21 protein-coding genes and 2 pseudogenes are annotated in these 25,595 nt (G+C 68.6%); 9 read left to right on the top strand and 14 right to left on the bottom strand.

The window, feature by feature from the left end; translation table 11 throughout:
• The 4 genes from AB0447_RS19270 to AB0447_RS19255 form a co-directional block, all read right to left on the bottom strand.
• Window positions 1-302: YbhB/YbcL family Raf kinase inhibitor-like protein (locus tag AB0447_RS19270; protein WP_366477880.1), on the bottom strand; the 302-nt coding region annotated here is incomplete at its 3' end.
• A 797-nt stretch (window positions 303-1,099) separates the two neighbouring features.
• Window positions 1,100-1,882 carry an endonuclease/exonuclease/phosphatase family protein gene (locus AB0447_RS19265; RefSeq protein WP_366477879.1) on the bottom strand — a complete coding sequence of 261 codons (783 nt, stop codon included), beginning with the start codon at window positions 1,880-1,882 and terminating at the stop codon, window positions 1,100-1,102.
• 453 nt (window positions 1,883-2,335) lie between these two features.
• Window positions 2,336-2,983: an NAD(P)-binding domain-containing protein gene (locus AB0447_RS19260; protein ID WP_366477878.1), complete on the bottom strand. Its 648-nt coding sequence runs from the start codon at window positions 2,981-2,983 to the stop codon at window positions 2,336-2,338.
• A gap of 48 nt (window positions 2,984-3,031) precedes the next feature.
• On the bottom strand, window positions 3,032-3,844 hold the full coding sequence (locus AB0447_RS19255; protein ID WP_366477877.1) for an inositol monophosphatase family protein: 813 nt from the start codon (window positions 3,842-3,844) through the stop codon (window positions 3,032-3,034).
• Between the two features lie 118 nt (window positions 3,845-3,962).
• Between AB0447_RS19255 and AB0447_RS19250 the strand changes: the two genes are divergently transcribed.
• Window positions 3,963-4,907 (top strand): LysR family transcriptional regulator, encoded by a 945-nt coding sequence (locus AB0447_RS19250; protein ID WP_366477876.1) that lies wholly within the window; start codon window positions 3,963-3,965, stop codon window positions 4,905-4,907.
• A 463-nt stretch (window positions 4,908-5,370) separates the two neighbouring features.
• Here AB0447_RS19250 and AB0447_RS19245 read toward each other — a convergent pair whose 3' ends face one another.
• On the bottom strand, window positions 5,371-5,574 hold the full coding sequence (locus AB0447_RS19245; RefSeq protein WP_161200952.1) for a cold-shock protein: 204 nt from the start codon (window positions 5,572-5,574) through the stop codon (window positions 5,371-5,373).
• 246 nt (window positions 5,575-5,820) lie between these two features.
• Window positions 5,821-6,159, bottom strand: coding sequence for a MerR family transcriptional regulator (locus AB0447_RS19240; protein WP_366477875.1), 339 nt, complete (start codon window positions 6,157-6,159; stop codon window positions 5,821-5,823).
• Window positions 6,160-7,052: 893 nt separating this feature from the next.
• On the opposite strand from AB0447_RS19240, the pseudogene AB0447_RS19235 reads away from it, so the two are divergent.
• From AB0447_RS19235 to AB0447_RS19225, 3 genes and pseudogenes are all read left to right on the top strand, one after another.
• Window positions 7,053-7,443, top strand: a pseudogene (locus tag AB0447_RS19235) (ATP-binding protein).
• 770 nt (window positions 7,444-8,213) lie between these two features.
• Complete coding sequence (locus tag AB0447_RS19230; RefSeq protein ID WP_366477874.1) at window positions 8,214-9,074, top strand: AraC family transcriptional regulator; 861 nt, start codon at window positions 8,214-8,216, stop codon at window positions 9,072-9,074.
• Between the two features lie 89 nt (window positions 9,075-9,163).
• Window positions 9,164-10,198: a methyltransferase gene (locus tag AB0447_RS19225; RefSeq protein ID WP_366477885.1), complete on the top strand. Its 1,035-nt coding sequence runs from the start codon at window positions 9,164-9,166 to the stop codon at window positions 10,196-10,198.
• 235 nt (window positions 10,199-10,433) lie between these two features.
• Here the strand turns inward: AB0447_RS19225 and AB0447_RS19220 are convergent, their stop codons facing one another.
• The 3 genes from AB0447_RS19220 to AB0447_RS19210 all read right to left on the bottom strand — a co-directional run bounded on the left by AB0447_RS19220 (window position 10,434) and on the right by AB0447_RS19210 (window position 12,909).
• Window positions 10,434-11,042, bottom strand: coding sequence for a hypothetical protein (locus tag AB0447_RS19220; protein WP_366477873.1), 609 nt, complete (start codon window positions 11,040-11,042; stop codon window positions 10,434-10,436).
• A gap of 704 nt (window positions 11,043-11,746) precedes the next feature.
• Window positions 11,747-12,181, bottom strand: coding sequence for a hypothetical protein (locus tag AB0447_RS19215; RefSeq protein WP_366477872.1), 435 nt, complete (start codon window positions 12,179-12,181; stop codon window positions 11,747-11,749).
• A gap of 272 nt (window positions 12,182-12,453) precedes the next feature.
• Window positions 12,454-12,909: a DUF2867 domain-containing protein gene (locus tag AB0447_RS19210; protein ID WP_366477871.1), complete on the bottom strand. Its 456-nt coding sequence runs from the start codon at window positions 12,907-12,909 to the stop codon at window positions 12,454-12,456.
• Between the two features lie 251 nt (window positions 12,910-13,160).
• Here AB0447_RS19210 and istB point away from each other — a divergent pair.
• Window positions 13,161-13,866 (top strand): annotated as a pseudogene (gene istB / locus AB0447_RS19205) (IS21-like element helper ATPase IstB); the annotation flags it as partial.
• 21 nt (window positions 13,867-13,887) lie between these two features.
• Here istB and AB0447_RS19200 read toward each other — a convergent pair.
• Window positions 13,888-14,262: a hypothetical protein gene (locus tag AB0447_RS19200; protein WP_366477870.1), complete on the bottom strand. Its 375-nt coding sequence runs from the start codon at window positions 14,260-14,262 to the stop codon at window positions 13,888-13,890.
• Window positions 14,263-14,931: 669 nt separating this feature from the next.
• Between AB0447_RS19200 and AB0447_RS19195 the strand changes: the two genes are divergently transcribed.
• Window positions 14,932-15,177: a hypothetical protein gene (locus AB0447_RS19195; protein WP_366477869.1), complete on the top strand. Its 246-nt coding sequence runs from the start codon at window positions 14,932-14,934 to the stop codon at window positions 15,175-15,177.
• Window positions 15,174-15,422 carry a hypothetical protein gene (locus AB0447_RS19190; RefSeq protein ID WP_366477868.1) on the top strand — a complete coding sequence of 83 codons (249 nt, stop codon included), beginning with the start codon at window positions 15,174-15,176 and terminating at the stop codon, window positions 15,420-15,422. Before AB0447_RS19195 ends, AB0447_RS19190 begins: the two co-directional genes overlap by 4 nt.
• 323 nt (window positions 15,423-15,745) lie before the next feature.
• Here the strand turns inward: AB0447_RS19190 and AB0447_RS19185 are convergent, their stop codons facing one another.
• The 3 genes from AB0447_RS19185 to AB0447_RS19175 all read right to left on the bottom strand — a co-directional run bounded on the left by AB0447_RS19185 (window position 15,746) and on the right by AB0447_RS19175 (window position 17,738).
• Window positions 15,746-16,579 carry a transposase family protein gene (locus tag AB0447_RS19185; protein WP_366477867.1) on the bottom strand — a complete coding sequence of 278 codons (834 nt, stop codon included), beginning with the start codon at window positions 16,577-16,579 and terminating at the stop codon, window positions 15,746-15,748.
• Window positions 16,580-16,651: 72 nt separating this feature from the next.
• The gene (locus AB0447_RS19180; protein WP_366477866.1) at window positions 16,652-17,107 is read right to left on the bottom strand and encodes a hypothetical protein; all 456 of its coding nucleotides are present in this window, start codon (window positions 17,105-17,107) and stop codon (window positions 16,652-16,654) included.
• A gap of 115 nt (window positions 17,108-17,222) precedes the next feature.
• Window positions 17,223-17,738 (bottom strand): GNAT family N-acetyltransferase, encoded by a 516-nt coding sequence (locus AB0447_RS19175; RefSeq protein WP_366477865.1) that lies wholly within the window; start codon window positions 17,736-17,738, stop codon window positions 17,223-17,225.
• Between the two features lie 575 nt (window positions 17,739-18,313).
• Between AB0447_RS19175 and AB0447_RS19170 the strand changes: the two genes are divergently transcribed.
• On the top strand, window positions 18,314-19,678 hold the full coding sequence (locus AB0447_RS19170) for a PQQ-binding-like beta-propeller repeat protein (RefSeq protein WP_366477864.1): 1,365 nt from the start codon (window positions 18,314-18,316) through the stop codon (window positions 19,676-19,678).
• A 1,557-nt stretch (window positions 19,679-21,235) separates the two neighbouring features.
• Here the strand turns inward: AB0447_RS19170 and AB0447_RS19165 are convergent.
• The gene (locus tag AB0447_RS19165) at window positions 21,236-21,598 is read right to left on the bottom strand and encodes an ATP-binding protein (RefSeq protein WP_366477863.1); all 363 of its coding nucleotides are present in this window, start codon (window positions 21,596-21,598) and stop codon (window positions 21,236-21,238) included.
• 1,260 nt (window positions 21,599-22,858) lie between these two features.
• On the opposite strand from AB0447_RS19165, the gene AB0447_RS19160 reads away from it, so the two are divergent.
• Window positions 22,859-24,373, top strand: coding sequence for a restriction endonuclease (locus AB0447_RS19160; protein WP_366477862.1), 1,515 nt, complete (start codon window positions 22,859-22,861; stop codon window positions 24,371-24,373).
• Window positions 24,374-25,595: the final 1,222 nt, after the last annotated feature.

Genomic DNA, 25,595 nt, shown 5'->3' with positions numbered 1-25,595 from the left:
TCGAAGCCCCCGGTTCCGGCCCCCGCCGGCAGCTCGGCGACGTCCGCCGGGATGTCGAAGACCGTCCAGTGCCAGAACCCGCTGCCGGTCGGTGCATCCGGGTCGTAGCACGTGACCGCGTAGCTGCCGGTGCCCTCCGGTCCGGCAGACCAGCCGATCTGCGGCGAGGAGTTGCCCTTCGCGTACACATGGGCGTCCGGGAGGGTCCCGCCGTCGCTCAGGTCCGTGCTGCTCACCGACAGCTCGGGCACCTGCGGGTGGAAGTCGTGCGGCAGCGGACGCCGTTGCACCTGATCACTCAACTTCTTGGTCCTTCTTCGTGTCTACAAGGGGTGTTCCCCGGGGCCCGGGGCACGTGCCCATCGGAGCACGAATCCGGCGGGGGGCGGGTGTCGCCGGGAGGATCGTGCAAGAACCCGCGACCTTTACCCGGCACGAGGCGCGGGAGTCGCATCGAGGGCACGTCTCCGAGCGCCGGCAGCAGCGACGCTCTTCCCACGGGCGCACTGATCCGACGGCACATCGCCGCCCCCGCCGGCACCGGAACACGGTGGCTTCTGCGACGCCTGGCCTGGCCCTCCTGCGATCCCGTCCGCCGTGGGGCATCAAGTGGGTCCACCCCACAACGGACGGCCTGACCGTACATTTCGAGGGGGACGGCATGGCCAGGGAGCCGGCTCGTGCACTGCCACCGCAGGCAGATCCGTCCGGCGAGTTGTACGGCGTCCCCGGTGCACGGTTCTCGCCGGCTTCCCCCGAGGGCATCACGATGATCTGGCTGGGCGCACCAGCCCGCATTCTCTCCGGCCCGCTGCCTGCCCCTCGTAGCCACGGATGACTCGGCCGCAAGCCTCACGGGAACTCTTGGGCACGAGGTGAGTTCGCCGATGCTGTGCGATCCCAGGCTGCGCGGGCTCAATGAGGCCAGCCCGCGTGACGGCGCCGACTTCAGGGCGGACGGGAGACCCGGCCGCCCTGAAGCCTGTCCGCCTCTATCAGGTCACGGTGCACACGGGCCGGGGAACATCGGCCACGGTGAGATCGCTGATCACGATCCGGTGGTCGTCGGTGGGCGTATGCAGCATGCAGCTACGGAAGTTCACGCGCCGGCCGAGGATGTAGTCGTACTTGGACTCCTCGGGAGTATTGGGCGGCCCGGTACGCGGGAGGGTCTTGGTGCACCGAGGATCCTTAACCGGTCCGCAGAACTGGTCGACGTCCTTGAACCCGGCCTGCCAGATCGGGTTCTGATCTTTGTGGCGTGCGGCCGGGTGTTGAGGTCACCGAGAATCAGAACGCGTCGGTGGATGGCGGCGGTCGCCAGTTCTTCGGCCTGCCGCTTCCTCAGTTCTTCGGGACGCGGTGCACTGAGGTGCGTGTTGAACACCCGGACCCACTGGCCGTCGATCTTCGTGTGGAAGGACTGCATGCCACGCGCCCCCCACCATCTCTCGTCCTCGCTGTAGCCCTTCCTGTAGTGCCTCTCGACCTGGGTGCCTTTCGCGTAGAGGACCGCTGTGCCCGCCCGACCCGGGCACAGCGGGTGGAAGGCGGTCAGCCCGATCCGGAGGTCATATTCCAGGCCCGCTGCCCTGAGCAGCAGAAGAGCCTCATCGATGTCGTTCCGGCAGGACTCCTGTAACGCGACTACTTGCGGCCGAAAATGCTTTATTTGTGCCGCGATCGACTTCGGCGTGCCAAGTTTCTGCCCGTTCGTGTTCCACGTCATGAACCGGTTGGGGATCGGCTTCAGGGGTTCCTCGCCAGCGGCGGTGTACGCGGGTCCGGCGTACGCGGGCGTCACGAGCCCCGCCACCACCGCCATCGACCCGATCAGCCACACCTTCGTCGCGCGCCATGCTGTGCTGCTTGGCCTACCCACGTTTCCCCCTGTTCCTTGAGGACTCACCGAGTCCCATGCGGACTCACCGACGAACGTAGGAACACCGCCTTACGGAAACCTTCGGGGAACCTTGAACCCTCGAATCCACGCCTAAGATCCGGACATGTCCTTCCGTACCGTCGCGCCGCTCATCCAGACCCTGGCTCTGGTGCTGGCCGGCTGCAGCGGGGGCCGGGGTGCGGAGGACGCTCGGGGCCGCCGGACTGCGGATCCTCGATGCCTCCTCGTGGTCGCCTCTCGTCCGGGTTTGGCCGGACCGGCCGAACCCGGCCCCCGGTCACGTGCGGCCGGTCAACGGCGTCTTGTACGACGCCCTACCCACCGAGTACGTACCCGCGTCGTCGCGAGTTGCTAGGGCCCCGCCGGCCCGCCAGCTGGGTGCTACACAAACCGGCGGTCGCCGGTTTTGGTCTGAACCGGGTCTTGGCGGGGTCAGCGGGCGAGGGAGACGGCGAAAGGCTTGAAGCCCTGTCGGCGCAGGACGTGGGGCACGACCAGGATCATGGCTTCGGTGGCGCGGGCTGTGGTGATGTCGCCGAGGTCCTCGATCCGTTCGGGCTGCCAGCCCAGGTCGCCGAGCAGGCCGGTGACGGTCGTCTTCGCGTGTTCGTCGTCGCCCGAGACATAGACGGTCGGTGGGGTGGCCAGGGTTTCGGGAGCGGTCATGACCATGAACAGCATGGTGTTGAGGGTCTTGACCACATGGGTGTCGGGGAGGGCGGCCTGGAGCTTCTCGGCGAGGCTGCTGCCGGGGTAGCACAGGTCTCCGGGCAGGCCGTCACCGGCGTCGCGGGTGGCGTTGGAGACGTCGATGAGGATCTTGCCGGCGAGTTCGGTGCGCAGACCGGCCAGGCGGTCGAGGGAGCTGTCGCCGGGCGTCGCGTTGATCACGATGTCCGCGGTGCGGGCGGTGGTGCGCTGGTCGGCGAAGGAGACGCGGGGGCCCGTGCCTTCGGCAGCCGCTGTGGTCTCTTCCGTCGGGCTCCGGCGGCCGAGGGTGACGTGGTGTCCGGCCGCGGAGAGCTTGCCGGCGAGGTTGGCGCCGACGCGGCCGGCGCCCAGGATGCCGATGCTTGTCATGAGGTGATGCTCTTTTCGGTATCGGGTGGGAAGAGCGGAGGTGCCCGGTCAGGCGATCGGTGAGAGGACCTTGAGGGCGGCGGCGTGGATGCCGGGGGCGGCGGCCAGGAAGTCGCGGCTGGCGGTGTTCCAGGGTTCGCCCGCCAAGTCGGTGACGGTGCCTCCGGCCTCGGAGACCAGCAGGGCGCCGGCGACCAGGCCTGAGCGGACGTCGGAGAACTGCCAGAACGCGTCCATGCGTCCGGCGGCGACGTAGATGAGCTGCATCGTGGCGGGAACGGACACGCGCACGACCAGGCCGTTGATGAGCATGGCGGTGACGGAGTCACCGATCCGCCTGAAGGTGCGCTCGTCCTCGCCGGGTTTGGCCTGACCGGTACCGATGAGCGCGGCGCCCATATCGGTCTTGGCGGACACCTTCAGCGGTCGGTCGTTCAGGCGGGCACCTCCGCCGGCGACGGCGGTGTAGGTGTCGCCGGTCAGCGGCAGGTGGACGACGGTGAGTACTGGCTGGTTGTCGCGGACCAGGGTGGCGGTGACGGCCCAGTCCTCCATGCCGTGGACGTGGTTGATGTTGCCCTCGGCGGGGTCGACGACCCACCACTCCCCGGGCGGGAGCGCGCCGCCGGCCAGCTCGTCCTCGGCCCACTGCGATCCTCGCCGGGCCTGCAGCAGCGGTTCCCGCAGCACGTCCAGCACCGCGTCGTCGTTGGCGTGTATCTCCTCGACGACCTCGTCGAGGCTCACTCCTCGGGCGTGCGACGTGTAGCGGTCGCGCAGCGTGAGGCCGGCGGCCTTCACCGCGGCGGTAACGTCGGACATGAGCGTCGTGTCGGCGTCGAAAGGCATGGTTGTGCTCATGGTGGGCTCCCTGGGTTCGGTCGATGCGGGGCGGGCTAGTGCCCCACCCGCACTTCCGAAGTTAGGTCCCCTGACGGTTAACAACAAGTGCATGGTTTTCACTCGTAGAGTTACTCTCATGCAACTGGATCTGAACCTGCTCACCGCCCTGGACGCCCTGCTGGAAGAGGGCAGTGTCGCCGGCGCCGCAGCCCGCCTCCACGTCACCGCACCGGCGATGAGCCGCTCACTGGGCCGCATCCGCAAGGCCACCGGTGACCAGATCCTGGTCCGCACCGGCCGCAGCATGGTCCCCACCACCCGCGCGCTGGCCATGCGCGCCCAGGTCCACGCCCTCGTGCAGCAGGCCCACCAAGTTCTGTCCGCGCAGCAGGAACTCGACCTGGCGGCTCTGGAGCGTGTATTCACCGTGCGCTGGCACGACGCCCTGACCGCCGCTTGCGGCACCGCCCTGATCACCGCCGTCCACCGCCAGGCCCCTGGTGTCCAGCTGCGCCTGCCCGCCGAACCCGGCACGGACACCCCCGAGCTCCGCCGGGGTGAGGTCGACCTCGAATCAAGCTCCAGCGCTCCGACGCTCTCCGACATCCGCCACCGCCTCGTCGGCAGGGACCGGCTGGTCATCGCCGTCCGCCCAGGCCACCCGCTCACCGAAGGCCCGCTGAGCCTCGAGCGCTACGCGGCCGCCGAACATCTCACCGTCTCGCGGCGCGGAGGCCTGCGCGACCAGATCGATGACGCCCTGACCACGCGCGGCCTCGAACGACGCGTCGTCGCCGCCGGGCCCACCGCCGCCTTCGCTCTGCAACTCGCGCTCGAAACCGACCTGGTCGTCACCCTTCCGGACGCGGTCACCCGCACGGCACGGGACCAGCTCGGCCTGATCACGCTGCCGCTGCCACACCCGCTGCCCGACGTCCCCCTGTACCTGCTGTGGCACCAGCGCTATGACGACGACCGTGCCCACACCTGGCTACGCGAAACGGCCGCCGAAACCGTCCAGGCACTATTCGCATCACCGACCGCCTCTCAACGGCCCCTCACCCATCGGTCCCGGCAGTAACGGATGCGCCCGGGGAAGGGCCCGCGGCAGCTGACTCCCGGTCTCGTGAACATCACCAATTCGCGCGAGCGTGCGACTCCCCATCTCATGTCGAAACGACGCCGTAAGTCAGGTTCTGGCTCAACTTCTGTGGTGACGGCTCGACGCTCAGTTGATCGGAACGCTGCACGACGGGAACAGCAGGTCAGTGTGTTGGTCCGACGCGGGCACGAGCGCACACGGCGCAGCTCCACAGAAGTTGAGCCAGAACCGTAAGTCACGTACACCGCGGGGTGCGTTGGCCGGACTCCGGTCTCGAGACCGAATCAGGGCTGCACAGCAACAGCTGCGCAGCCCTGATTCAGTACGCCTCAGGATCCCCGCCGGCGTCACCGGACACGTCGGGCGTCCGCCGTTCGGTCGGTGCGGGCTGCCGCACGCGTCGATCGCGGTCCCCTCGGTTCTGCTGGCGGGGCGGGAAGGGTCAGGCCGGGTTGATGTTCTCCGCCTGGGGGCCCTTCTGGCCCTGGGTGACGTCGAACGTCACGCTCTGGCCCTCCTGGAGCTCACGGAAGCCCGAGGAGTTGATCGCCGAGTAGTGGGCGAAGACGTCCGGGCCGCCGCCGTCCTGGGCGATGAAGCCGAAGCCCTTCTCCGCGTTGAACCACTTCACAGTTCCCGTAGCCATGTCTCATGCCTTCCAGTCGATGGACGCCTCCCACACCTTGCGGGAGGCGGAGGTGATCGCCCTGGTTCCTGCGGCACAGCACAGCAAAACGCCCACGCCGAAAGCGTGGGCAAAGGGGAACTTCCGAACCACGACAGCTGACGCAGACGGTACACGTCCGCACATGCTGTCACCATAGGAAATGAGTACACGTCATGCCTCGGACCGAGTGCGCGCAGGTCCAAGGGCCGGCAGGCGCGCCCCGGCTCAAGCCGCGGCCGTTGGGTTCGCTGATTCGGCGGCGCGCCGGTATTCGGCGTTGATGCGCTGGGCTTCCTCGAGCTGGTCTTCGAGGATGACGATCCGGCAGGCGGCCTCGATGGGGGTGCCCTGGTCGACGAGTTCGCGGGCGCGGGCGGCGATGCGCAGCTGGTAGCGGGAGTAGCGGCGGTGTCCGCCGGCCGAGCGGAGCGGGGTGATCAGGCGGGCTTCGCCGATGGCGCGGAGGAAGCCCTGGGTGGTGCCGAGCATGTCGGCGGCCCGGCCCATGGTGTAGGCGGGGTAATCGTCGTCATCGAGACGGCCGAACGAGTCGTCTGCTGTCATTGCACCTCTCTGTGGAACGCGTGGAGGGGCCCTGGTGCCGTACGGCACCAGGGCCCCGAAGGAACTGCTACACCATCTGCCGGCCCTGATACTGCGCCGGCCTACTGTTTCCGCAAACCCGACCGAGATGCTGTCGGGGGTGCGGGGATCGCGGTTGCTCGACCGGAGACCACCTCACTATCGATGTCTGCGGTACCCGGGCTCAAGACGTACGCCCGGGCGATCCTGATGGCGCTCGGCTCCTCCGTTCTTCCCTCTGGATCAATCACTTACCAAACGGGAACTGCATACTGCTGAACTGCTTGTACTGCCGGTGTTGCGTACTGCTGGTGGCCTCACACAGCGCCACTTCGGCAGCCAGCCCCGTCGCCCGTCCTGCATCTGCTCTGGCTTAGAACCCCACTGCCGAACCTCCCGGTGCGCGCGCCCGCAGCCGACGCCTTCACCGAGGTACCACTCACTTACTTCACTGCTGGGTACTGCCACTGCGTTAACTGCGGTACTGCTCACGGCGGCCCCTGATCACTGCGGGCCACCCGGTCCGGTCGTCAGTCCCGTCGCCGTCCTGCAACAACACTGGCTTCGGCACTCCACCACCGCACCGTCCTGCGAACCGCAACTACCTGTACTGCGGGTACTGCTGCCCGGCAGTTCGTCTCTGCCTGGCCCTGCGGTCTCTCTGGGCTACGAGAGAAACCATAACCACGACACCACCCAATGTCTACTCCAGCCGACACAGATTTCTGCGCGTTCGCCGATCAGGTAATCGGCCTCGAACAATGACACGGACAGGCGCGAGGGGGGCCGTCACTGGATTACCCGCCACAGCCCAGGGCACAAGCACCACGCGGGCACCAGCGGGCATTGACGATCCAGAGACCAGGGTGAACCTCATGGACACGACGAGCGTCAACCTCGCAACCGCCCGCTCCACCGCCTCCGTCGCCGACGCCCGCGAGAGCGCCCGGGACTTCCTCGACCGCCTCGTACACCCGATCGCAGCCGAGGCCGCCGACACTGTGGATGCTGGTCGTCTCGGAACTCGTCACCAACGCCCTGCACCACGCAGGCGGCGCCTGCACCCTGGACCTGACCGCGCACCCGGACAGCATCAAGGTCGCTGTCCATGACCCCAGCCCGCAGGCACCGCGCATGCGCACCCCCGACCTGAATGGCGGCACCGCAGACTTCGGCTGGCCCATGGTCAGCCGCCTCGCCCACGCCACCGCAGTCACCCACAGGCCGTCCGGCGGCAAGACCGTACGTGCCGTCCTCCCCCGATAGACCCATCGCAGCGCTTCTCCCGCCTGGCGGCATCGCCGCAATGGGCCGACGTCGTTGAACCGGGCGCATCGCTCGCGAGGCCGTTCCCGAGCCGGTCCCGCCACCCGGTCCTGGCCTGCCCGAGGCCAGGACCACCATGTCCTCGAACACCACCCGTGCGGCCCGCCTGATCGAGCTGGTGCGCGCACGACCGCCGGGCCGAAGATTGTCGTGGCTCTGTCCGCCCAGCCGCGCAGCAACTCCTCATCCCCAGTCCCAGGCGACCCAGCCGCCACCGACAGCGCGGGCTTGCCCAGGGTCGCCCCGCCGGGTCCGGAGCAGCACCCGCCCGCCGGGGTCGGCCGGGCTGAACAGCAGCGCCCGGTGACCGTCGAACTTCTGCTCAAAAGCCACCCGGACCGCAGCACGGCTGGGCCCGGCAGCCGCTCCGCGGCCTGCGCCAGCATCGGTTCAACCGGCGGGTCTGAGCACCATCCCCGCGGCCTCCTCGCTCGCCCCTCTTCCAGAGTCGGCCAGAGCGGCCACGAGCGGCCGGGCGGGGCGGCCGCCGCATCATCCGTCCGAGGGGCCCGGCGGGGCCGTCAGAAGGAGTGTCGTCAAAGTGGCGTCGGCCGCCCGAAGGCCAGACGGGACCTTGACGACACGACCCAGGACCCCGCCGGTGTCGCGTCCGGCCCCGCCGGGTCCTAGTGGCCGCTCGGGGCTCCGCGCGTCGGCCCGCGGAACTTTTCTCCAAGACGGGGCGGCCCGGGGTCCGTCAGGGTGGGGGCATGCACAGCGACGAAGTGGATGCCGAGGCCGGAGCCGTGGCCGTGGACCGTGGTTCCGACGGCGACCGTGGAGCCGGCAGTGGGTGGGAAGTAGTGCGGCCCGGCGGCGCGCCTGCCGTTGCCGGTGTCCGGATGGCCGGATTCCGGGATCGCGTCGGCCGGGCACTGGACCTGCGGGTGCTGCCCCAGCCTGCCGTGGTCGTCGTCATTGGTCTGGGGAACGACCCGTTCACGGTCGAAGGTGGCACCGGGCAGCGACCCTCGACGAGCCCGAACCCTCATCCGAGCCTGGTCGCGTCGTTGTCGCCCGGTCCCGCGCGGATCCGCGGCCGGGACGTCGAGTGCATCGAGATGTGCCTGTCGCCCGGCGCCGCTTACGCGCTGCTGGGTGTGTCGCCGCACGAACTGGAGGGGGCGGTCGTCGGCCTGGAGGACCTGTGGGGGCGGCAGGAACGGCAGCTCCGCGAACGGGTGGCCGCCGCCACCGCGTGGCAGGAACGTTTCACGCTGGTCAGCGAGTTCCTCATCCGCCGGGCCGCCCGGGTCCCGTCGATGACACCCGAGGTCGCCGGTGTGTGGGACACGATCGTGGCGCACGGGGGCCGGGTACGGGTCGACGACCTCGCCGCGTCCTGCGGGTGGAGCCGCAAGCGGCTGTGGTCCCGGTTCAATGCCCAGATCGGCCTCACCCCCAAGCGCGCCGCCATGCTCGTCCGCTTCGACCAGGCCGCCCGGGCCCTGCGCGCGGGTGGCAACGCCGCGGACGTCGCCCTGGCGCACGGATACGCCGACCAGTCCCACCTCCACCGCGACGTCCTCGCCTTCGCCGGGTGCACGCCCGCTGCCCTGGCCGGCCTCTGACCTGCACCCCCGAACATCACAGCCACCCATCCCGACGAGGAAGGAAGTCATCCGTGAGCACCATAGACACAGCTGCTACCCAAGAGGCCATGGCCGACCGAGGTCTGATCGTCCAGCTCGCCTTCGGCAGCATGGCCTCGCAGACTTTGCGCGCCGCATTGCGGCTCGGAGTCTTCGACCTGATCGGCGACGGCCGGCGGCCGACCAGCGAGGTAGCCGCCGACGCAGGAGCCGAGCACCAACCCATGACGAGGCTGTTGCGCGCCCTCGCCGGTCTGGGCCTGATGGAGGAGCACGAACCCGACGCGTTCTCAGTGACTGCCGCCGGCGCCCTTCTCGATTCCGGCCGCCCCGACTCGCTCGTCTCGTTCGTCCGGATGTTCACCGACCCGGCGATCGTGCGGGCCTGGGACGGCCTGGACAGCAGCGTCCGCACCGGCGGCATCGCGTTCGACGCCGTCTTCGGCACCGACTTCTTCAGCTATCTCGGCCGACACCCCGAGCTGTCCGCCGACTTCAACGCGGCGATGAGCCAGGCCTCCGAGGAGACGGCCGCCGTGCTGCCGCACGCTTACGACTTCGGCCGCTTCACTTCGGTCACCGACGTCGGCGGCGGCGACGGAAGCGTCCTGGCCGGCATACTCGCCGCGCACCCGGCGCTCACCGGCGTCCTCCACGACACCAAGGACGGCCTGGCCCAGGCACCGAAGACGCTTGACCGGCACGGGGTGGCGGACCGCTGCTCCCTGGCCGCAGGCGACTTCTTCCGCTCCGTGCCCGGCGGCTCGGACCTGTACCTGATCAAGAGCGTCCTGCACGACTGGTCGGACGATCAAGCGGTCACGATCCTCGGCCACTGCCGCGAGGTACTGCCGCCCGGCGGCCAAGTCCTGATCGTGGAGCCGGTGCTTCCCGAAGTCGTCGGTACCGGCGCCGCTGCGCACGCCGCAGACGGCGGGATCACTTACCTCAGCGACCTCAACATGCTGGTGAACCTGGGCGGGAGGGAACGTACCCGCAAGGACTTCGAAGAGGTGTGCCACCGCGCGGGACTGTCCGTCGTGTCGGTGACCCCGCTCCTGGAGGCGGCCCCCTTCTACCTGATCGAGACCATGGCCTGCTGACCACGAGCGCGCACCGGGGCCGGGGGCCGACTGACCCGCAGGACACGGCCCGCGGGCGCCCTAGGGGCGGCGGCGGTGGCGCCGCAAACGGCGTGGCCGTCTGCAGGGCGGCGGGCCACCGGTCCGGGTGCCCGCGGTGGCCCGACCTGGCGAAGCAGGATCCCGAAGCGCGGCTCGTGGCCTTGTTCGCCGGCTCGCGGGCGGCCTGCGCAATGGCAGGCCCGATGGGACCCGGCTATCCGGCTTGAGCGGCAGCCGATGCATCGTTCGCTCGGCGGCGTCGGTAGTACGCGACGGTGAGAATCGCCAGGAGCGGGCCCCAGGCGAGGAGCGGGGCGTACGTCGTCCACAGCGCCCAGGCCGCCGGACCGCTGGTGGGGGAACCGTTGCCGTTCTCGTTCATCGGCTCCACGAAACCGAAGATCTCGTTCAGCACGCCGTACGCGCAGAACATCATGATCAGCGCTGCCCCGAGTGCGGCCGGAATGACCACCGCCAAAATCGGGATCCGTCTACCGCGCAGCCCCGGCACCCAACGCGGGACGACTTCGCCCCACGGCCGCACCAGCCCGAGGGCGAGCAGCGCGAGTCCTTCGGAGACCATGGACAGCCCGATCACGTACGGGCGTTCCCACGCCGCCCATTGGTAGTCCGCGTCGTAGCCGGCCAGGCCCAGCACCAGCGCGACACGCCACAACCCAGATGGCAGGACACACAGCGGGATGGCATGAGCCATCCTGACCGCCCAGCGGGGAACGGGCTCGACCGGCTTGCCGCCGACCGGCGCGCCGACTGACATCTCGGCTGCCGTTGCTGCTGCTGTGTCCCTGGCATGCGTGGTCATATGTGCCCCCCGGCGAGATCTGACGTTGTCGATCTTCGCGTGCGGGGTGGGTGCTCAGCATCCGCCGCAAGGTTGACCCGGCGGGCGACCACAGGATGACACCGCCGGCGCCGGCGCGAGCGGGTTTCTCCAGTAACTTGCACCATGGTGTCGGCAAACGTGCGCGGCGGCACGCAGCACATCCTCGATGCGCTCGACGTCCTGCACACCGGCCGCCTCGCCCTCGCATGCACGACGGCGCGTTCTCCGCGATGACCTCACCGCACGCCACCCGCGTACTGAAGAGCTGCTGTCCACCGTGAAGTTCATGGTGCAGACCCTCGCGGCCGCCGGAGAACTCCAGCGCGACCTCCAGCGCGAGCTGACCTACGACGGGCTGCGGGCCACCGAGACCAAGGGCAACAAGGGCGGGCGCCGCCCGGCCGTCAGGGACGAGAAGGCCGGCGCCGTGCGCACCGCGTACCGGGGCGGCCCGTCCATCGCCAGCCTGGCCCGCGAGCACGACGTCAGCCCCGGGCCATCCTTACGGCCGTCGCCGGCCTCATGCCCGAGCACACCGCCGGCCATCAGGGCACCCCGGCCCCGGAGCTGCCGGTCACCCTCGACATGCCGGGAAAGGTCGCCGACTTCCTCTGCGGGGCCGAACCGGACCCCGCAGAGGAAGTCGCGCTCGACCAGGGCGTGACTGTACGGCGCGGCCAGGGCTACACGCTCCGCGTCAGCGCCATGCTCGTCGTCCTCGTGTCCTTGAGGACGGACACGATGGTGTCCTTCAGAGGGCTGGTGTTCAGACGGTGGAGAGCGAAGTGGATCCAGGGCCAATGCGTGTCCGGGATCGGTCCGGTTCGCCGCTCCCGCGTATAACGTAACGTCATGCTCGGTTGTGGGTCCGGAAGTTTCTGGTAATCAGAATAGGCACGACCCGCGACCGGATCCACCACCGCGAGGAGATCAGCCGGCTCAAGGTCGCCGTCTTCCACCACCTCGACCATCCCGGCGCCCGCCAGGCCATCCAGGTCGTCCGCTGGAGACGCCAGTTGAGCACCGGGAAGCTGACTATCGAGCGGGTCTCCCTGGTCACCAGCCCGGTCGTCTTCGACGCCACGCCGGCCGAGCTCGCCGCCTGGATCACGGGCCACTGGTGCATCGAGAATCTCCTGACACCACGTCCGCGACCGGACGTTCCGCGAGGACGAGTCCAAGGTCCGCACCGCCACCCTGCCCCGCGCCAGGGCCAGCCTGCGCAACCTCGCCATCAGCACCTTCCGCCAGAACGGCAAGACCAACATCGCCGCCGCCCTCCGCCACACCAGCCGCTGCTACCACCGACCGCTGTCCACCCTCGGCCTCACATGATCAACTCGGACAGAACCCGATCATGCAACGCCCCCTGACCCACACCCATCCCCAGTCACCCACGGATGCCACCGGCGACGAGGCGGGGGATGATCAGATTGTGGAAGGGCTGGATCGCCTTGAAGTACAGGCGTCCGGCCAGGTTGTGGAACCGGATGACCGTGGTGAACACGCCTTCCAGCCCGCCGGAGGCAGACGGGCGCACCGCGAAAGAGGCACGGAAGTCCAGGTGCTTGTCGTCCTCTCCGCCCAGAACCTCTTCCTCGCTCACCGACCGCACCAGGATGGGCCCCAGCTTCCGTCCGGGCTCGATCCGGATGTCCGGCACGGCGACGCGCTCCTGGGAGTGGAGCCCGAAGGGCGCCGTGATCTTGTCGCGCAGGTCCAGGAGCCGGTGTACCCACTCCGGGGTTGCGGCGAGGACTCTGTGGGCGAACTCGGCGGCGCTGGTGCCCGCGGGGATGTCCACGGCCACCGCGTCCACGTGGTCGTAGCCGCCGAGACTCGCCACAGCCCTCTCCATGACGGGCCTCGCGTTCCTGCGGACTCGCGTATCAGCCACGGCTCTTCAGCCGTGCGGCGAACGCACGCGCCGACGTACACACGATCAAAGACGTCACAACGAACTCCCCCCTCGTGATCCGTACCGCGCCGGTCATAATCCTAGCCACCCGACGGGGATGCCTTCTCGCGGGCAGGCTCGCGATCCTGGGCGCACGTCCCGCATGCCGCGTGCCCGATATCCCCGCCGCCTGCCGCCACACCGAGAGCCTGAACCAGTACGCCAGTCGGGCGGATGAGGCCAAGATGGGCTACCTCGACTTTCTCGACCTGGTCCTGGCCGAGGAGCTCGCTGTTCGTGACGACCGGCGTTTCCGCCAGGGCCTGCGGCTGTCCAAGCTGCCGCACCACAAGACGCTTGACGAATACGACTTCGGCTTCCAGCCCGAACTCGCCCCCCAAGATCAAGGATCTGGCCACCCTCGCCTTCGTCGAGGCCAAGGCCAACGCGGCCCTGTTGGGACCGCCCGGGGTCGGCAAGACACACATCGCGGTCGCGCTCTCGGTCGCCGCCTGTCGGGCCGGCTTCTCGGTCTACTTCACGACCCTCGACGACATGCTCCGTCAGCTCAAGGTCGCCGAGGCAGCCGGACGGCTCAATAGCAAGCTCCGAACCTATCTCCGCCCCGGCGTCCTCGTGGTTGACGAGGTCGGTTACCAGCCGCTGGAACGGGCCGAAGCGAACCTGGTGTTCCAGGTGATCTCCAAGCGCTACGAGAAGGGCTCGATCATCCTGACTTCGAACAAGACCTTCAGCGAATGGGGGCAGGTGTTCGGTGACGAGGTCCTCGCGACGGCCATCCTCGACCGGCTCCTGCACCACTGCGACGTCGTGTCCATCAACGGTCCCAGCTATCGGCTGAAGAACCGGCTCGCCGCCATCGAACGCGACACAAGCGCCGCTTGATCAACCACACCGATCGAGAGGTCAGGCCACCGCCCACGGCTCAGCACGCCAGCCGGGCAGTTCTTTGTCCAGCCATTCCTCGACGGCCCACCGCCAAGGGGAGGTGGGGTCGCTGTCGGCGACATCAGCCCAGGTGTCGGCCGCCAGGTCCGGGTCAACGACCAGCATGCCGAGGTAGTCGTCGAAGTCGTCAGCGACTTTCGTGAACACTCCCGTCGATAGGTATCCGGGCTGATGGATGCCATGGACGAAGGCGTGGAGCTGGCCATGGGTGGCGGGGTTCAGGTCGAGGAACAAGGTGTCGCTGCCGCCGTTGCGCGCGATCGGGAGAAGGCCGGCCAGCGGGACCTCGGCGGCGAGCCACCCATCACGGCTTCGGCGGTATTCGCCGAGCAAGGTGCCCCAGTCGTATTTGCCATCGTCGTCAGGGCCGAGCCACGCCCGATCCGTGGGCCTCTACGGAATGAGCACCTGCCGTTCTTCGCATGCGACAGAGCCAGTGCAGCTGATCCTGGGGTTCGGCAACGTCGGTGAACGCGCCATCACGGCAGGCACGCTAGAGCAAGCGCAGCGCGGACACCTGGCGGCTTTGTCGGAATCCGCCTCGCGGAATCCAGCACGAGGCCGAGCTCCGCCTCGCCACCGCGCGCCTGGAAAACGTGCTCGAGCACGACGGGGCCCAAGTGGTCCCGCGCCACCTGCTCGCCCACTGCCTCCACCACGCAGGCCTCCAGACCGGGGCACGCGAGCAGTGCCGGCGTCCGGGCCCGTGGTGCGGCGCCTTCCCGTGGAATCACGAAGCCGACAGCGAGGAAGCGGTCCGCCGCTTCGACGCCGCCCGTAGCAAGTCCGCACTCGCGGCCGCAAGACAGCCCGGCGCCCAACCCAGCCCGGATTGACCAGCCAGACGAGGTGCGTGGACGACTGACTGGCATCGACCGGGGCGATCGACGGGAGGCGGATGCCCGGCCGTCGGTCGGTGGAGTCCGGCAGCTTCGCGTGCCAGGACCTGTCCTTGCGTTGCGGTCTCTCCCGCGGGGCTCCCGCAGTCGCTACTCTCGATGTATGACTACTGATCTGTCGGTATCGGTGACCGGCGATGCAGCGGTGAGGGTGCGCACGGCGGCCGAGCGCGCCGGTCTGCCCGTCGCGGCGTATGTGAGTCAGGTACTGGAAGCCGCCGCCGGTGGGAGCCCCGCGGACCGCGAAGTACGGGCCCGGGCTGCCGCGCGCACTGGATACCAGGCGTGGGACCGGGCCGGCAGGCCTGAGGACGACGGCATGTCCATGGACGAGGTCTTCGGCCGGTGAGTGAGTTCACCGCCCGCTTCTCCCGCGAGGTGGGCCAGGCCATCAAGTCGCTCGCCGACCCCGGAAAGGCTGACCTGCAGGCAGCCGTACGGCAGGCGTGCGCCGACCCGTACTCGTGGCCACAGGCCGACAAGTACGAGTTGGACGAGACGGTACGCGTCATTTCCACGCCCACCGCCATCGTCCACTACGTCATCATCCCAGGGATGAACCCCCACCTGTGGATATTCGCGATCACATTCTGAACGTCGGACCAGCGCCGACGGCCCCTTCGCGATTGAAGCAAAGCGGGTGCACGCGTGGAGGGCCTACCCCAGCAGGACCAGGTGTGGGAGCGCAGGTAGTGCCCACCCCCGCCGGATTGGTCGCAGGGCTGAAGTGGCGTTCGGGCATGAGCATGCCGCCCCAGCAGTCCCCCGGCCGGTACGGCCCCCGCAGCCCCCCAATCCGTACGGTGGACAGCAGTGAGCCTCCGCCGACTTGAAGTCGCAGGTCAAAGGGCTGGTGTGACCGGTTCTCGGGTTGCTCACGCTGGTCGTGGGCGGGAGTCCGCGGAGAAGATCATCCGTCAGCGGTTGACTTCGAGGTTCGTCAGGACGAGCAGAGCGCGCAGGAGTTGGGTGGCGAGTGCGGGATCGGCACGGAGTTTGGCGAGGATCCGCCAGTTCTTCAGGTGAGCGAAGCCGTGCTCGACCGGTGCACGTCCGACGGCGAGGACTCGGTTGGCTTCCTTCTGGCCTGGGGTGAGCTTGTGGGTGCGGGTGGCGGCGTAGCCGGTGACGATCACTGGGTCGTGGATGTTGTTGTCCAGGCCGCGGAAGCCGCGGTCGGCCAGTGCCCCGAGGCCGGCGGCGCGCAGGTGGGCCAGGATGTGGTCGTGGCGGGCGGCGGTGTTGTCGTGGGTGCGGCCGGGCCGGGCGGCGGATATCCAGATCAGGCGGCCCTTCTCGTCGGTCAGGGCGAGGAAGTGCAGGCCATGGCTGCGGTGCTTACCGGAGTAGTTCCGTCGGTCGGCCTTGCCGGTGCGGCGCTGGGTGCGGATGAGGGTACCGTCGATCAGGACCAACTCCCCGCCCTGCTTGGCGAGCTTCTTCAGGGCGCGGTCCAGGCGCGGGGCCTGGGCGGCGAGCAGTCCGATCAGCTCGTCCCGCCAGCGGCGGACGGTGGACTCGGACACGTCGTTGCCACCGGCCATGTCGGCCAGGCGCTGGTCGTGGCGCAGTACGGCCAGGACGATCACCGCGATCTTCCCCGGCGGCAGGATCCGCCACCTGGGCCGGATCACCTTCAGATGGCGCCGCAGCAGATCGGCGAGGTGGTTGACGGTGCGCGTGGACAGCGGCAGACGACACTGGTAGAGAAGCGGGCAGGTGTCCTCGGCGAGCTCTTTGGTATTCGTCACACAATTCCAACGGCCGCCGGGGGCACCCCGGTTACGCCCGTCCCGAGCCGTTCCGAGCGGCGGTGCTCCCGGTCACAGGCGGGTGGTGAACCGGCCGTCGGGCAGTTTCCGCAGCCGGCCGCGATCGACGAGTCTGACCAGCTTGCTGCGTAGCGGTTCCAGCTTGGCCTTCACGGTGACGTTCACCCCCACGACCTCGCCGACCTCGCGGGCCATGACCGGTCCGGCGGCCTGCCGCACGGCGGTGATGATGCGCTGGTAGTCCCAGGGAAGCGAGCCCTCCTCCACACCCGGTTCGCGGTGCGGGATCAGCATCACTGCTCGTCCGGCCACCTGCCCGGGCATCGGCCCGGCCGAGGCGCGTTCCTCGGCGAGCTGCCCAGTCATCCGTTCAAGGACACGTTCGGCGACGGCGAGTTCGTCCCTCTCGGCCCGCACCTCCGCCAGCTGTTTGGCCAGCTGTTCTTCGAGTTCGTCCAGTTCCGCGCGCCGCGCGGTGATCCGTTCCAGCAGCTCGGGATCCAGCATCCACCAGATCGTAGAAGGCCGCCCGGGTCACGGTGAGCGGGAACCGACAAGTCGGCCCCTGAAGATGGAGATGGGGGGCCTCGAACTGACAAGGATGTGCCCAGCGTCGCTCGACTCAGAGCACGCGCTGGTACCGGAGCTCAGCGAGTGTGATCCCGTCGTAGACGTCGTCCTGAGCCGCACCGTCAGCCTGGTAGCCGGCCCGCTCGTAGAAGCGCTGGGCCCCCTGGTTGTCACAGAGAACCCACAAAGCTGACGCCTTGAAGCCCTGGCCCTTCATTTGAGCATGTGCCTCACCCAGGAGGATCCGGCCGATGCCCTGGCCGATCAGGTCCGGCGAGATGTACAGGGCGTAGACCTCTCCGACCCGTTCCACACCGGGCATCTCACTTCGACACGGCCCGAAGCAGATCCACCCCACCAGGCCACGGTCATCGAGCGCCACAAGGTCTCGTGACGTTCGTCCGGGTTGAGAAAACCGCTGCCGCCGTTGACCAGCATCATCTTCCACCGTCATGGCATCCAAATACGTCTGGGGAACGATGCCGGCGTACGCCGCCTGCCATCCTCGGACTCGGATCGTCGAAACGGCCTCGATGTCGGCCGCATTCATCTCCCGCACGTGCACCATCGCGCCACCGTAATGGCGCAGGTACCTCAGAACGAACTGTTTTACCCCGCTGGCTGTGCCTCCCCCAACGAGAGCGGCTCCTGACGAACGATCTTCTTCGCGGACTGCCGCCCACCACCAGGGTGAGTCCCCCGAGCACGGGTCACACCAGCCCTTTGACCTGCGACTTCAAGTTGGCGGAGGCCCCTTGCAGTACATCGAGCGGGAAGGCGACGGCGCTCCGGGCACCTCCCGGACGGAAAACCGAGCACCGCACCGGGGTATGGCTCGCCAACCAGCGCCAACGCCGCAACGGCTGGGTGGGAGCGGAGCCCCGCTGCTGCCACCCACCCCCGAACGACGCCGCCGCTGCCCCGGGCGGCCGCGCGTTCCCGACCGAGTGGCACTCGCCGGTGTCCGGCCTGCTGCCGCGGGCCGTGTCGGAGTGTCGGCCACCAGTCGGTGTCTTCCGGCCCGGACGTCATCGGCCAGCAGGCGCATCGGGGCGCGTAGGCACGCCGGACAGGGGCGGGTCATGATCGAAGTAGGGTGGTCCGTCGGGCGTGATCACTCAAGAGGAAAGACGGACAACGAAATTGAATCGTATACGTACGACGGTGGCGCTCGGTCTGGTGCTGTCCGCGGGTCTCGTGACCGGGTGCTCCGGAGGGGCGGACGCCGGTGCCAAGGCCGGCGGCGGGGAGACGGGAAAGGCAGCGGAGTCCGCGCCCGCGGCGCCGAAGGGCCCGGTCTACCAGGGCAAGCCGGTGCCCGGGTTGGCAGCGCAGCCGGCCTGGAGTCTGACGGACGATGAGGGCGGGAACTGCGCGAGCAAGGCGTCAGAGAAGGACTCGTCGCAGCGCGACGTCTGCACCGTCGGGGACGCCGTCATCGTCACCGGCCACCTCGACGGGCAGTCGGGCACGAGCACCTTCACCGCCCGGCTCCTCGACGCCAAGACAGGCAAGCTGCGCAAGAAGTTCGACTTCGCCCTCCCCGAGGAGAGCAGCGGGTCCACGTCCTCCCCGACGGTGGCCCTCGCGCAGGTGGGCGAGTGGCGGGACGGTTCGCCGGCCCTGCTGATCCGCAACCGCGTCGATACCCCGGCGGACGGCCTGAAGAAGGCCTCGACCCAGACCGTGCTGACCATGTACGCGCCGTCCGGCGAGAAGCTGGGGAGCTCCTCCTTCGACGGCGACACCCACATGTCCACCCCGGTCAGGCACGGCTACCTCGTGGACACCAGCGGCTCCGGCGGCGCCAAGTTCATCCCGATCGGTGACGGGGAGACCCTGACCACCAAGGCCTCGCACATCGATCTCAAGGGGGCGGTCGGTTCCGGGCTCGGCTACTCCTCGCAGGAGGACATCTCCTTCCAGCCGTACGCCAAGTGGCTGACCGCCACGGACATCCGCACGGGCAAGAAGGCGTGGAACACCAAGGACCTCGCGCCGCCGGCCGCCGTCGCCAAGCTGGTCACCTCGGCCAAGGCGACCAGTGCGCGGCTGATGCCGTACCAGGGTGACAAGGCCCTACTCGAATGGTCCTCGTACGGCGATTCCGAAGCGGTCATGACGCTGATCGACGTCAAGAGCGGCCGCCGGCTTGCCGAGGGCCCGGGCATCGACACGAACGGCACCATCGATGACGACGGCCTCGCCGTCTCCCCGGACGGCAAGACCGCCGTGGTGCAGTACGGCAAGGGCGCGGTCGCCTGGAACACGGAGACCGGCAAGGAGCTGTGGCGCCAGGCCGCGGACGAGGTGAACATCACGCCGCGCGCTCTCCCGGGCAACGGTGTCCTCTACGCGTACCTGGACGGTACCGGAGCCGCGCTCGACGCCCGCGATAAGAAGCTGCTGACCTCCGGGATCGAGGAGATGCCGCAGTTTACGACGAACGGGTACGCCGCTGTCCGCAGCGCCGGGGGCCTCTTCGTCTTCGCCACCCAGCCCGTCTGACGGACGGGCGCACCGCCCCCGGTTCAGGGGCCCGGTTGGTCCCGGGGGCCAGCGGTCCCCGGTGGGGGCGGTGTGGGGTGGGGCGGGCCTAACTGATCGTTCCAGAATGAGTTGATCTGTGGGTCTTGTGCTTGACGATCTCGGTCGGCAGGGTGTCCGGAGTGCGTGCCGATCTTGTTCCTGACAACCTGGGGGAGCGGATGGCCCCGCTGCTGCCACCCACCGCCGAACGGTGCCCACGTGGTGTGCCCCTGGGCGTGGGCGTAGAGGGCCAGGTCCCGGATGGTGTCGAGGCGGACCTCGATGGTCTTCAGCCGGTTGGGCCGCAGCCCCAGCGACTCGGCACGCTCACGCTGGACCAGCAGCGCCTCGGCGACCGCGGACGGCGGGGCGCAGCGGAGCGGAGCGGAGCGGGGACAGCTTGGATGCGACGCTCCCGGCTGGCGCCAGCTCTGGCCTCCTCGGCTTCACCGGGCACTTCGAGGAGGTGCTGGGCGTGGAAGAAGTCGGCTAGGAGCCGGCCGAGCCACGAAGTCTTCCCGCGCGCATGGCCGAGGAGCATACACGGGTCGGCGGTGCCGGAATCGAGGATCAGACGGGCGGTGTGGGCAACGGCATCCGCGGCATAGAAGGCATGCCGGTGAATCGCCAGATGGGCGGTGAAGGCACCCCACCAGGAAGGTATCTGCGGCAACCGCCGGGCCCAGCTGGCCGCACGGGTTTCCACGGTATGCGGCGAGTGCTCGTAGCAGGCCTTGCACATCCCCCGCGCCCACTGAGCCAGGGCCCCGCATCCCGAACACGCGACGACAGGTTCGGCCATCGCGGGATCGGAGCACGGCCGACACCTCTGGGTCGCCGACTCGAGAGTCCGACGACGGCCGCAACGCCGGCACGGACCGGGGGCAGGCCGACCTGCTGCACGACGGCGGCACGCCGCGCAGGTCTCCTCCGTCGCACGCCTGCCTCCACCACAGCCCGGACACGTGCGCGAGCACCAGGCGCAGCGGCCGGTGCCGGGGCGCAGCCAGCGCAGTTTCGTACAGCCCGGGCAACAGCCCTGAACGGCGTCGGGAATGGAGGCGGCCATGCGATGCAGTCCAGGTTTGTAGGTGGACGGAGGTGGACGGAGGTGGACGAAGGTGGGCGCGGTCAGAGCGGAGGCAGCGACCGGGTTGGGAACGCCGGCTTGGCCTTCGCCGGTGCAGCTCGGGTCTCCGGCTCCGGTGACCGCGGCCCTGTCGGCACCGGGGCCAGGGCTACGGAGCCCGTCGTGGTGGGGTGCAGGATGAACACAACCCGCGCACCACCCAGGTCCGCCCGAAGGCGTGTGCGCACTCCGTCTGGAACACCCACGGATCATCCACTGGACCGGCGGCCCCATCAGACGAGGCGTGCAGTCCGCCCTCGACCAGCCACAGGCCGCCCCGCTCCCCCGCACCCACCACAACACCCCACCGGCCATCGGGTTAAGGCAGCACCTGAACAACCCTGACGTCGCCGACAAACCCAACGACCCACCGGATCAAAAGCAACCCCACCAGCGAAACAACCGGCTCATCCACACCAGAGTTTCGACAGCCACTGGGCCTCATCACAGACCAGGACGTGCGGCTCCTCCAGGGCGCCGCGCAGCATCCGGTCGAACTCGATCGCATGCGCCGGCGGGCGGCCCTGCAAGCCGAGGGCGTGGAACAACTCGTGCCTCAGGTCCCGGGTCGAGGGCCGGGCCCGGAACTGAATCCGGCGCGTCAGCTTCGGCGCCAGCTCGCGCAGCGACGCGTTCACCGCGAAGGACTTGCCGTTGCCGGCCTGCCCGTAGACGCAGATCATCGCCTTCGCCTCGATCGCGGCCCGGATGTTCTCCCGGGCCGTGAGCAGCGCCCGAGTGGAGACCACCTGGGCGCCCGGCAGGCGCATGAAGTGGTCCTCCCGCTCACGCGGCAGACGTCCCTGTCGCTCAGCAGGCACCATCGCTCAACACTCCCCGCTGTCGTTATGCGCATCGGCCGCTCCAGGCGGCCCGCCCTCGGCTGCCTCCGCCTGCCCGGCATCCGCATACGGTCCGGCCGCCCGACGGGGGCGGACAATCGGACGCGCCCACGAGGCCGGGGCTCCCTCGGAGGGATCAGGTCCGGCGGAGCACGGGCCGCCAAGTCCACGCCCTTAGCCCGGGCGATCTCCGCCTCCGCCTGCGAGGAAGTGACCGTGCGTCGCGGACGGGGGCCAGCAGCCATCGTCGTGGCCTGTAGCGGGTCTTACGCAGCTTCTCCGCCGCCTTCAGATCCGCTTTCAGCGCGCGGGCCTTCTTCTCCCTGACCGAACTCAGCGCACGGCGCTGCTCCAGCGTCGCCGCATGGGCCAGATAGGCGCTGCGCGGCCAGCACCGCGTCCCTCGCCGGCTGATGCGGAGTAACCGCGACCCCTACGATCGCCTTCGTCGCGACATCGATGAACCACGTCACCTGACACACCGCAGAACCTTCAAGATCCACACGCACCGGGATCCGCTTGTGATCACCCTCCCAGCAGGCATTGCGATGGGTCCGGGGGCGCTTGCCGTACACGTCATACCGGCGCCTAGCAGCCTCACCACCCTTCAACCCCGCCCGCTCCCCCACCGACAAATCGCGTGCCACCGCACGATGGAACGCCGACAACGACGGCACCGGACCCAACGACGGATCCCGCACAGCACGGGCCACGAGCTCACGGTGCACCGCGGACACATTCCCGCCCCACACCGCCAACTGCTGCCGAATCTCCCGCGTCACCACGAACCTCGAACGCGGGCGTGGACCCATCCGCCCCTCACGGCGCCCCGCCGACAGCCAGCTCCACACTGTCCGCTCCGACACCCCAGACACCGAAGCCACCAACCGCACATGCCCCGAAGACAGCTCGCCCCGGGAATCCAACGACAGCAGACGGGCAACAGCCGCCTCACGTCGCATAGCAAGCGGCATCACCACGTCCCCGCCCTCGAGACCCTCCCCGGCCATGCCCACCACCCCCCAGACGCACTCCCCGCGAAGACGCTTGTCCGCCCCTGCCCATCTCATACAGACACGGCGCGCAGCATCACCCGAACGGAGGTGCCCGGCTCAGGTAGACCGCTCAGATTGATGCAGTAGTTCACGGGGCAGCTCTTGCCTGCAGACGGGGCTACGAAGGGGAACCATGGCGCGAAGGAAGTCGCTGGCGTCTCAGCTCATGCAGGCGTACCGCGATGCCCAAAAGGCCAAGGCAGCAGCAGCGAAGCAGGCAGAAGCAGAGCGGCTACGGCAGGCGCGCGCTGAGGAACGGGAAGCGGCCCGGCAGGCCAGAGAGGAGGCGCGCAGAGAGAGGGAGCAGGCGCAGGCCTGGGTACGGGCCAAGAAGCAGAACGAGAAGGCGCGTACCGAGGAGGCACGCAAGGCCGATCAGATCGTCCGGGACCTGGAGAAGCGTGAAACAGCCCGGGCGAAGGCGGCCGAGCAGAAGAAGAAGGCCGCGGCGCGTGAGAAAACCGAGGCCGACCGGCGAGCAAGCCAACAGCTGAGCGAGGACCTGCGCCGTGAAGCGGCAGCCAAGACAGCCGAAGTCGAGGAGCAGGTCGAGCGCCTGAACGCCGTGCTCACCGGCAGAGCGACAGGGCTGCACGCTCACCGCCTGCCGGTAGAGCAGGCCTTTCTCAGCAATGGCATCGACGCGATGACTGGCCACGTCGAAGCCGCACTCAGCCATGTCAGCTACCCCAACGGACTTCGCGGCACGTGGCGTACGGCGTTCACACCCGAATCACGAGAGCTCGTACTGGACGTCGAGCTCCCCAGCCAGGTGGCAGTACCGGTGGCCATGCAGTACCGATACAAGGGTTCGACTCCGCCCGCAGTCGTCCCCCAGCCGCGGAAAGACGCCGAAACCAAGGCCATGTACAGGGACCTCGTCGCCAGACTCGCACTCCGCGCCATCGACGAAGCGCTCGCCGTGACACCACCCGCGCTGGTCGACGTCGTGGCCTTCAACGGGCATGTCAACGCCAAGGACCGGGCCACAGGAAAGGCCATACGGCCCTGCCTGGTCAGCCTGCGTGCGGAGCGGAACACCTTCGAGGAACTCGTCCTGGACGAACCAGAACTCGACCCAGTACAGACCCTGCACTACCTCAACGCCATCGTCTCCCAACACCCCTACGACCTGGAACCCGTCCGGCCAGTAGTCACGTTCGACCTAACCAAATTCAAACTCGCACCCGAACACGACGTGGTCGCCGGCCTTGACAGCCGACCCGACCTACTCGCACTCGACCCCATCGAATTCGAACATCTCATCCGGCGTCTGTTCGAGGCGAGGGGACTCAAGTCCTGGGTCACCCAGGCCTCACGCGACGACGGAATCGACGCAGTCGCCATCAGCGAGGAACCCCTGGTCGGCGGCCTCTGCATCATCCAAGCCAAACGCACCAAGAACGTCGTACCAGCGGAGACCGTCCGCGCACACGCCGCCATGGTCAACGACAAAGTCGCTTCCAAGGGCATCGTCGTCACCACTGCCTGGTTCGGCAAAGCCAGTCACGACTTCGCCCCGCGCCACCGCCTGGAACTCATCGACGGCCGACACCTGAAGGCACTCCTCCTCGAATACCTCGACATCGACGCTCTTATCGGACTCCCCAAGCTCCCACCCGGCTGGGCAACACGAGACCTCACCTAACACAGGACCAGCAAGAAGACCGCCCCAACTCGCTCCGCGCATACCGGCCCAATGCCTACAGACTCGGCGCGAGCTCCACCCCAGATTCGGCAGCACTCTTCAGCACAAATCAGCGCCGACCCTTCAGAACAGGATCCGCATCACCACAAACCTGCACGTCACAGCACTCAAAACCTACTGAAACCGAAACGCCGGACCACTGAAGAACCGACGCCGAATATCAATCAGTGCTTCTGCGCAGTACTCAACCAAGTGAACTTGCGCAGTGTTCAACTAACCTGCACAGCCGAGCCCCAGCTGGAAACGCCGCAGGTCAGACAGGGTTCGACCGTGAACCCACGGCCAGCCCCCGGACCCGCCTCGCCGTAGCACCCGAAGAGTCCAGTGCGGCCCTCAAAAACCCGCCGCGCACCCAATTCCTGGGCGGAGCCCCCTGGGGCCGGGATGGACCGCGAAGCCCCCTGAGGGGTCCTCAGCGCCCGCCCAAGTCCGTTTGTTTGGGGCGGCCCGGTGGTACTGCTGACCCCAGAACACGTCCGGGGCTGCGGAATCCGTTGTCGAACCGAACAAGATCGTTGAGTTGCCGCTGTTGGGCGTGAAATCCGCCTGAGGGGCCGGGGCAGCCTTGTCGCTCATGGTGCGGGTGCCCCGGACACTCCCCTCCGCTGCCGACCGGTACGCTCCCGCCCGTGAACGATCTTCGGGTGAGAGCGTCCGTAGTTGCGGGCGGACTGGTATTCGGCACACTCACCGTCATGGGTGGATGGTGGGCCCTCAACGGCGGGATCTACGGCTGCACCGCCGCCGACGCGGCACTGCAAGCCCCCATAGCTGACCATGTCCAGGCGCTCGGCACCCCGCAAGGAGCACAGGCCAACGGCATGTCCTACTCCGGCTGCGACGACGACGACCGCTTCGCGTACGTCGGCCGGGAGTACACCGAGCCCGCCCGCCGAGCGGACGTCGTCGCCTACTACCAAGCGGCCGCCGCCCGCAACGGCTGGCTGCCTGCACCGCCCGAGCCGGACGAGCCCGCCTGGCGCCACGACCGGCCGGCGAACGGATCGGCCCCTGCTTCACCAAGCAGATCGACGGCGCAACCTCCCACCTCGCCGTGGCATGGGCATTCGACGGAGAGCAGGGCTACACGGTGGAGGCACGAGCGAGCCAGAGCGGCAGCTCCTGGTGTCCGTAAGCCCGGCCCCCGCCGACGGCGGTGGAG

The organism is Streptomyces sp. NPDC051211, from assembly GCF_040689505.1.
Classification (GTDB): Bacteria; Actinomycetota; Actinomycetes; order Streptomycetales; family Streptomycetaceae; genus Streptomyces.
This window is presented reverse-complemented; position numbering and strand designations above follow the sequence as displayed.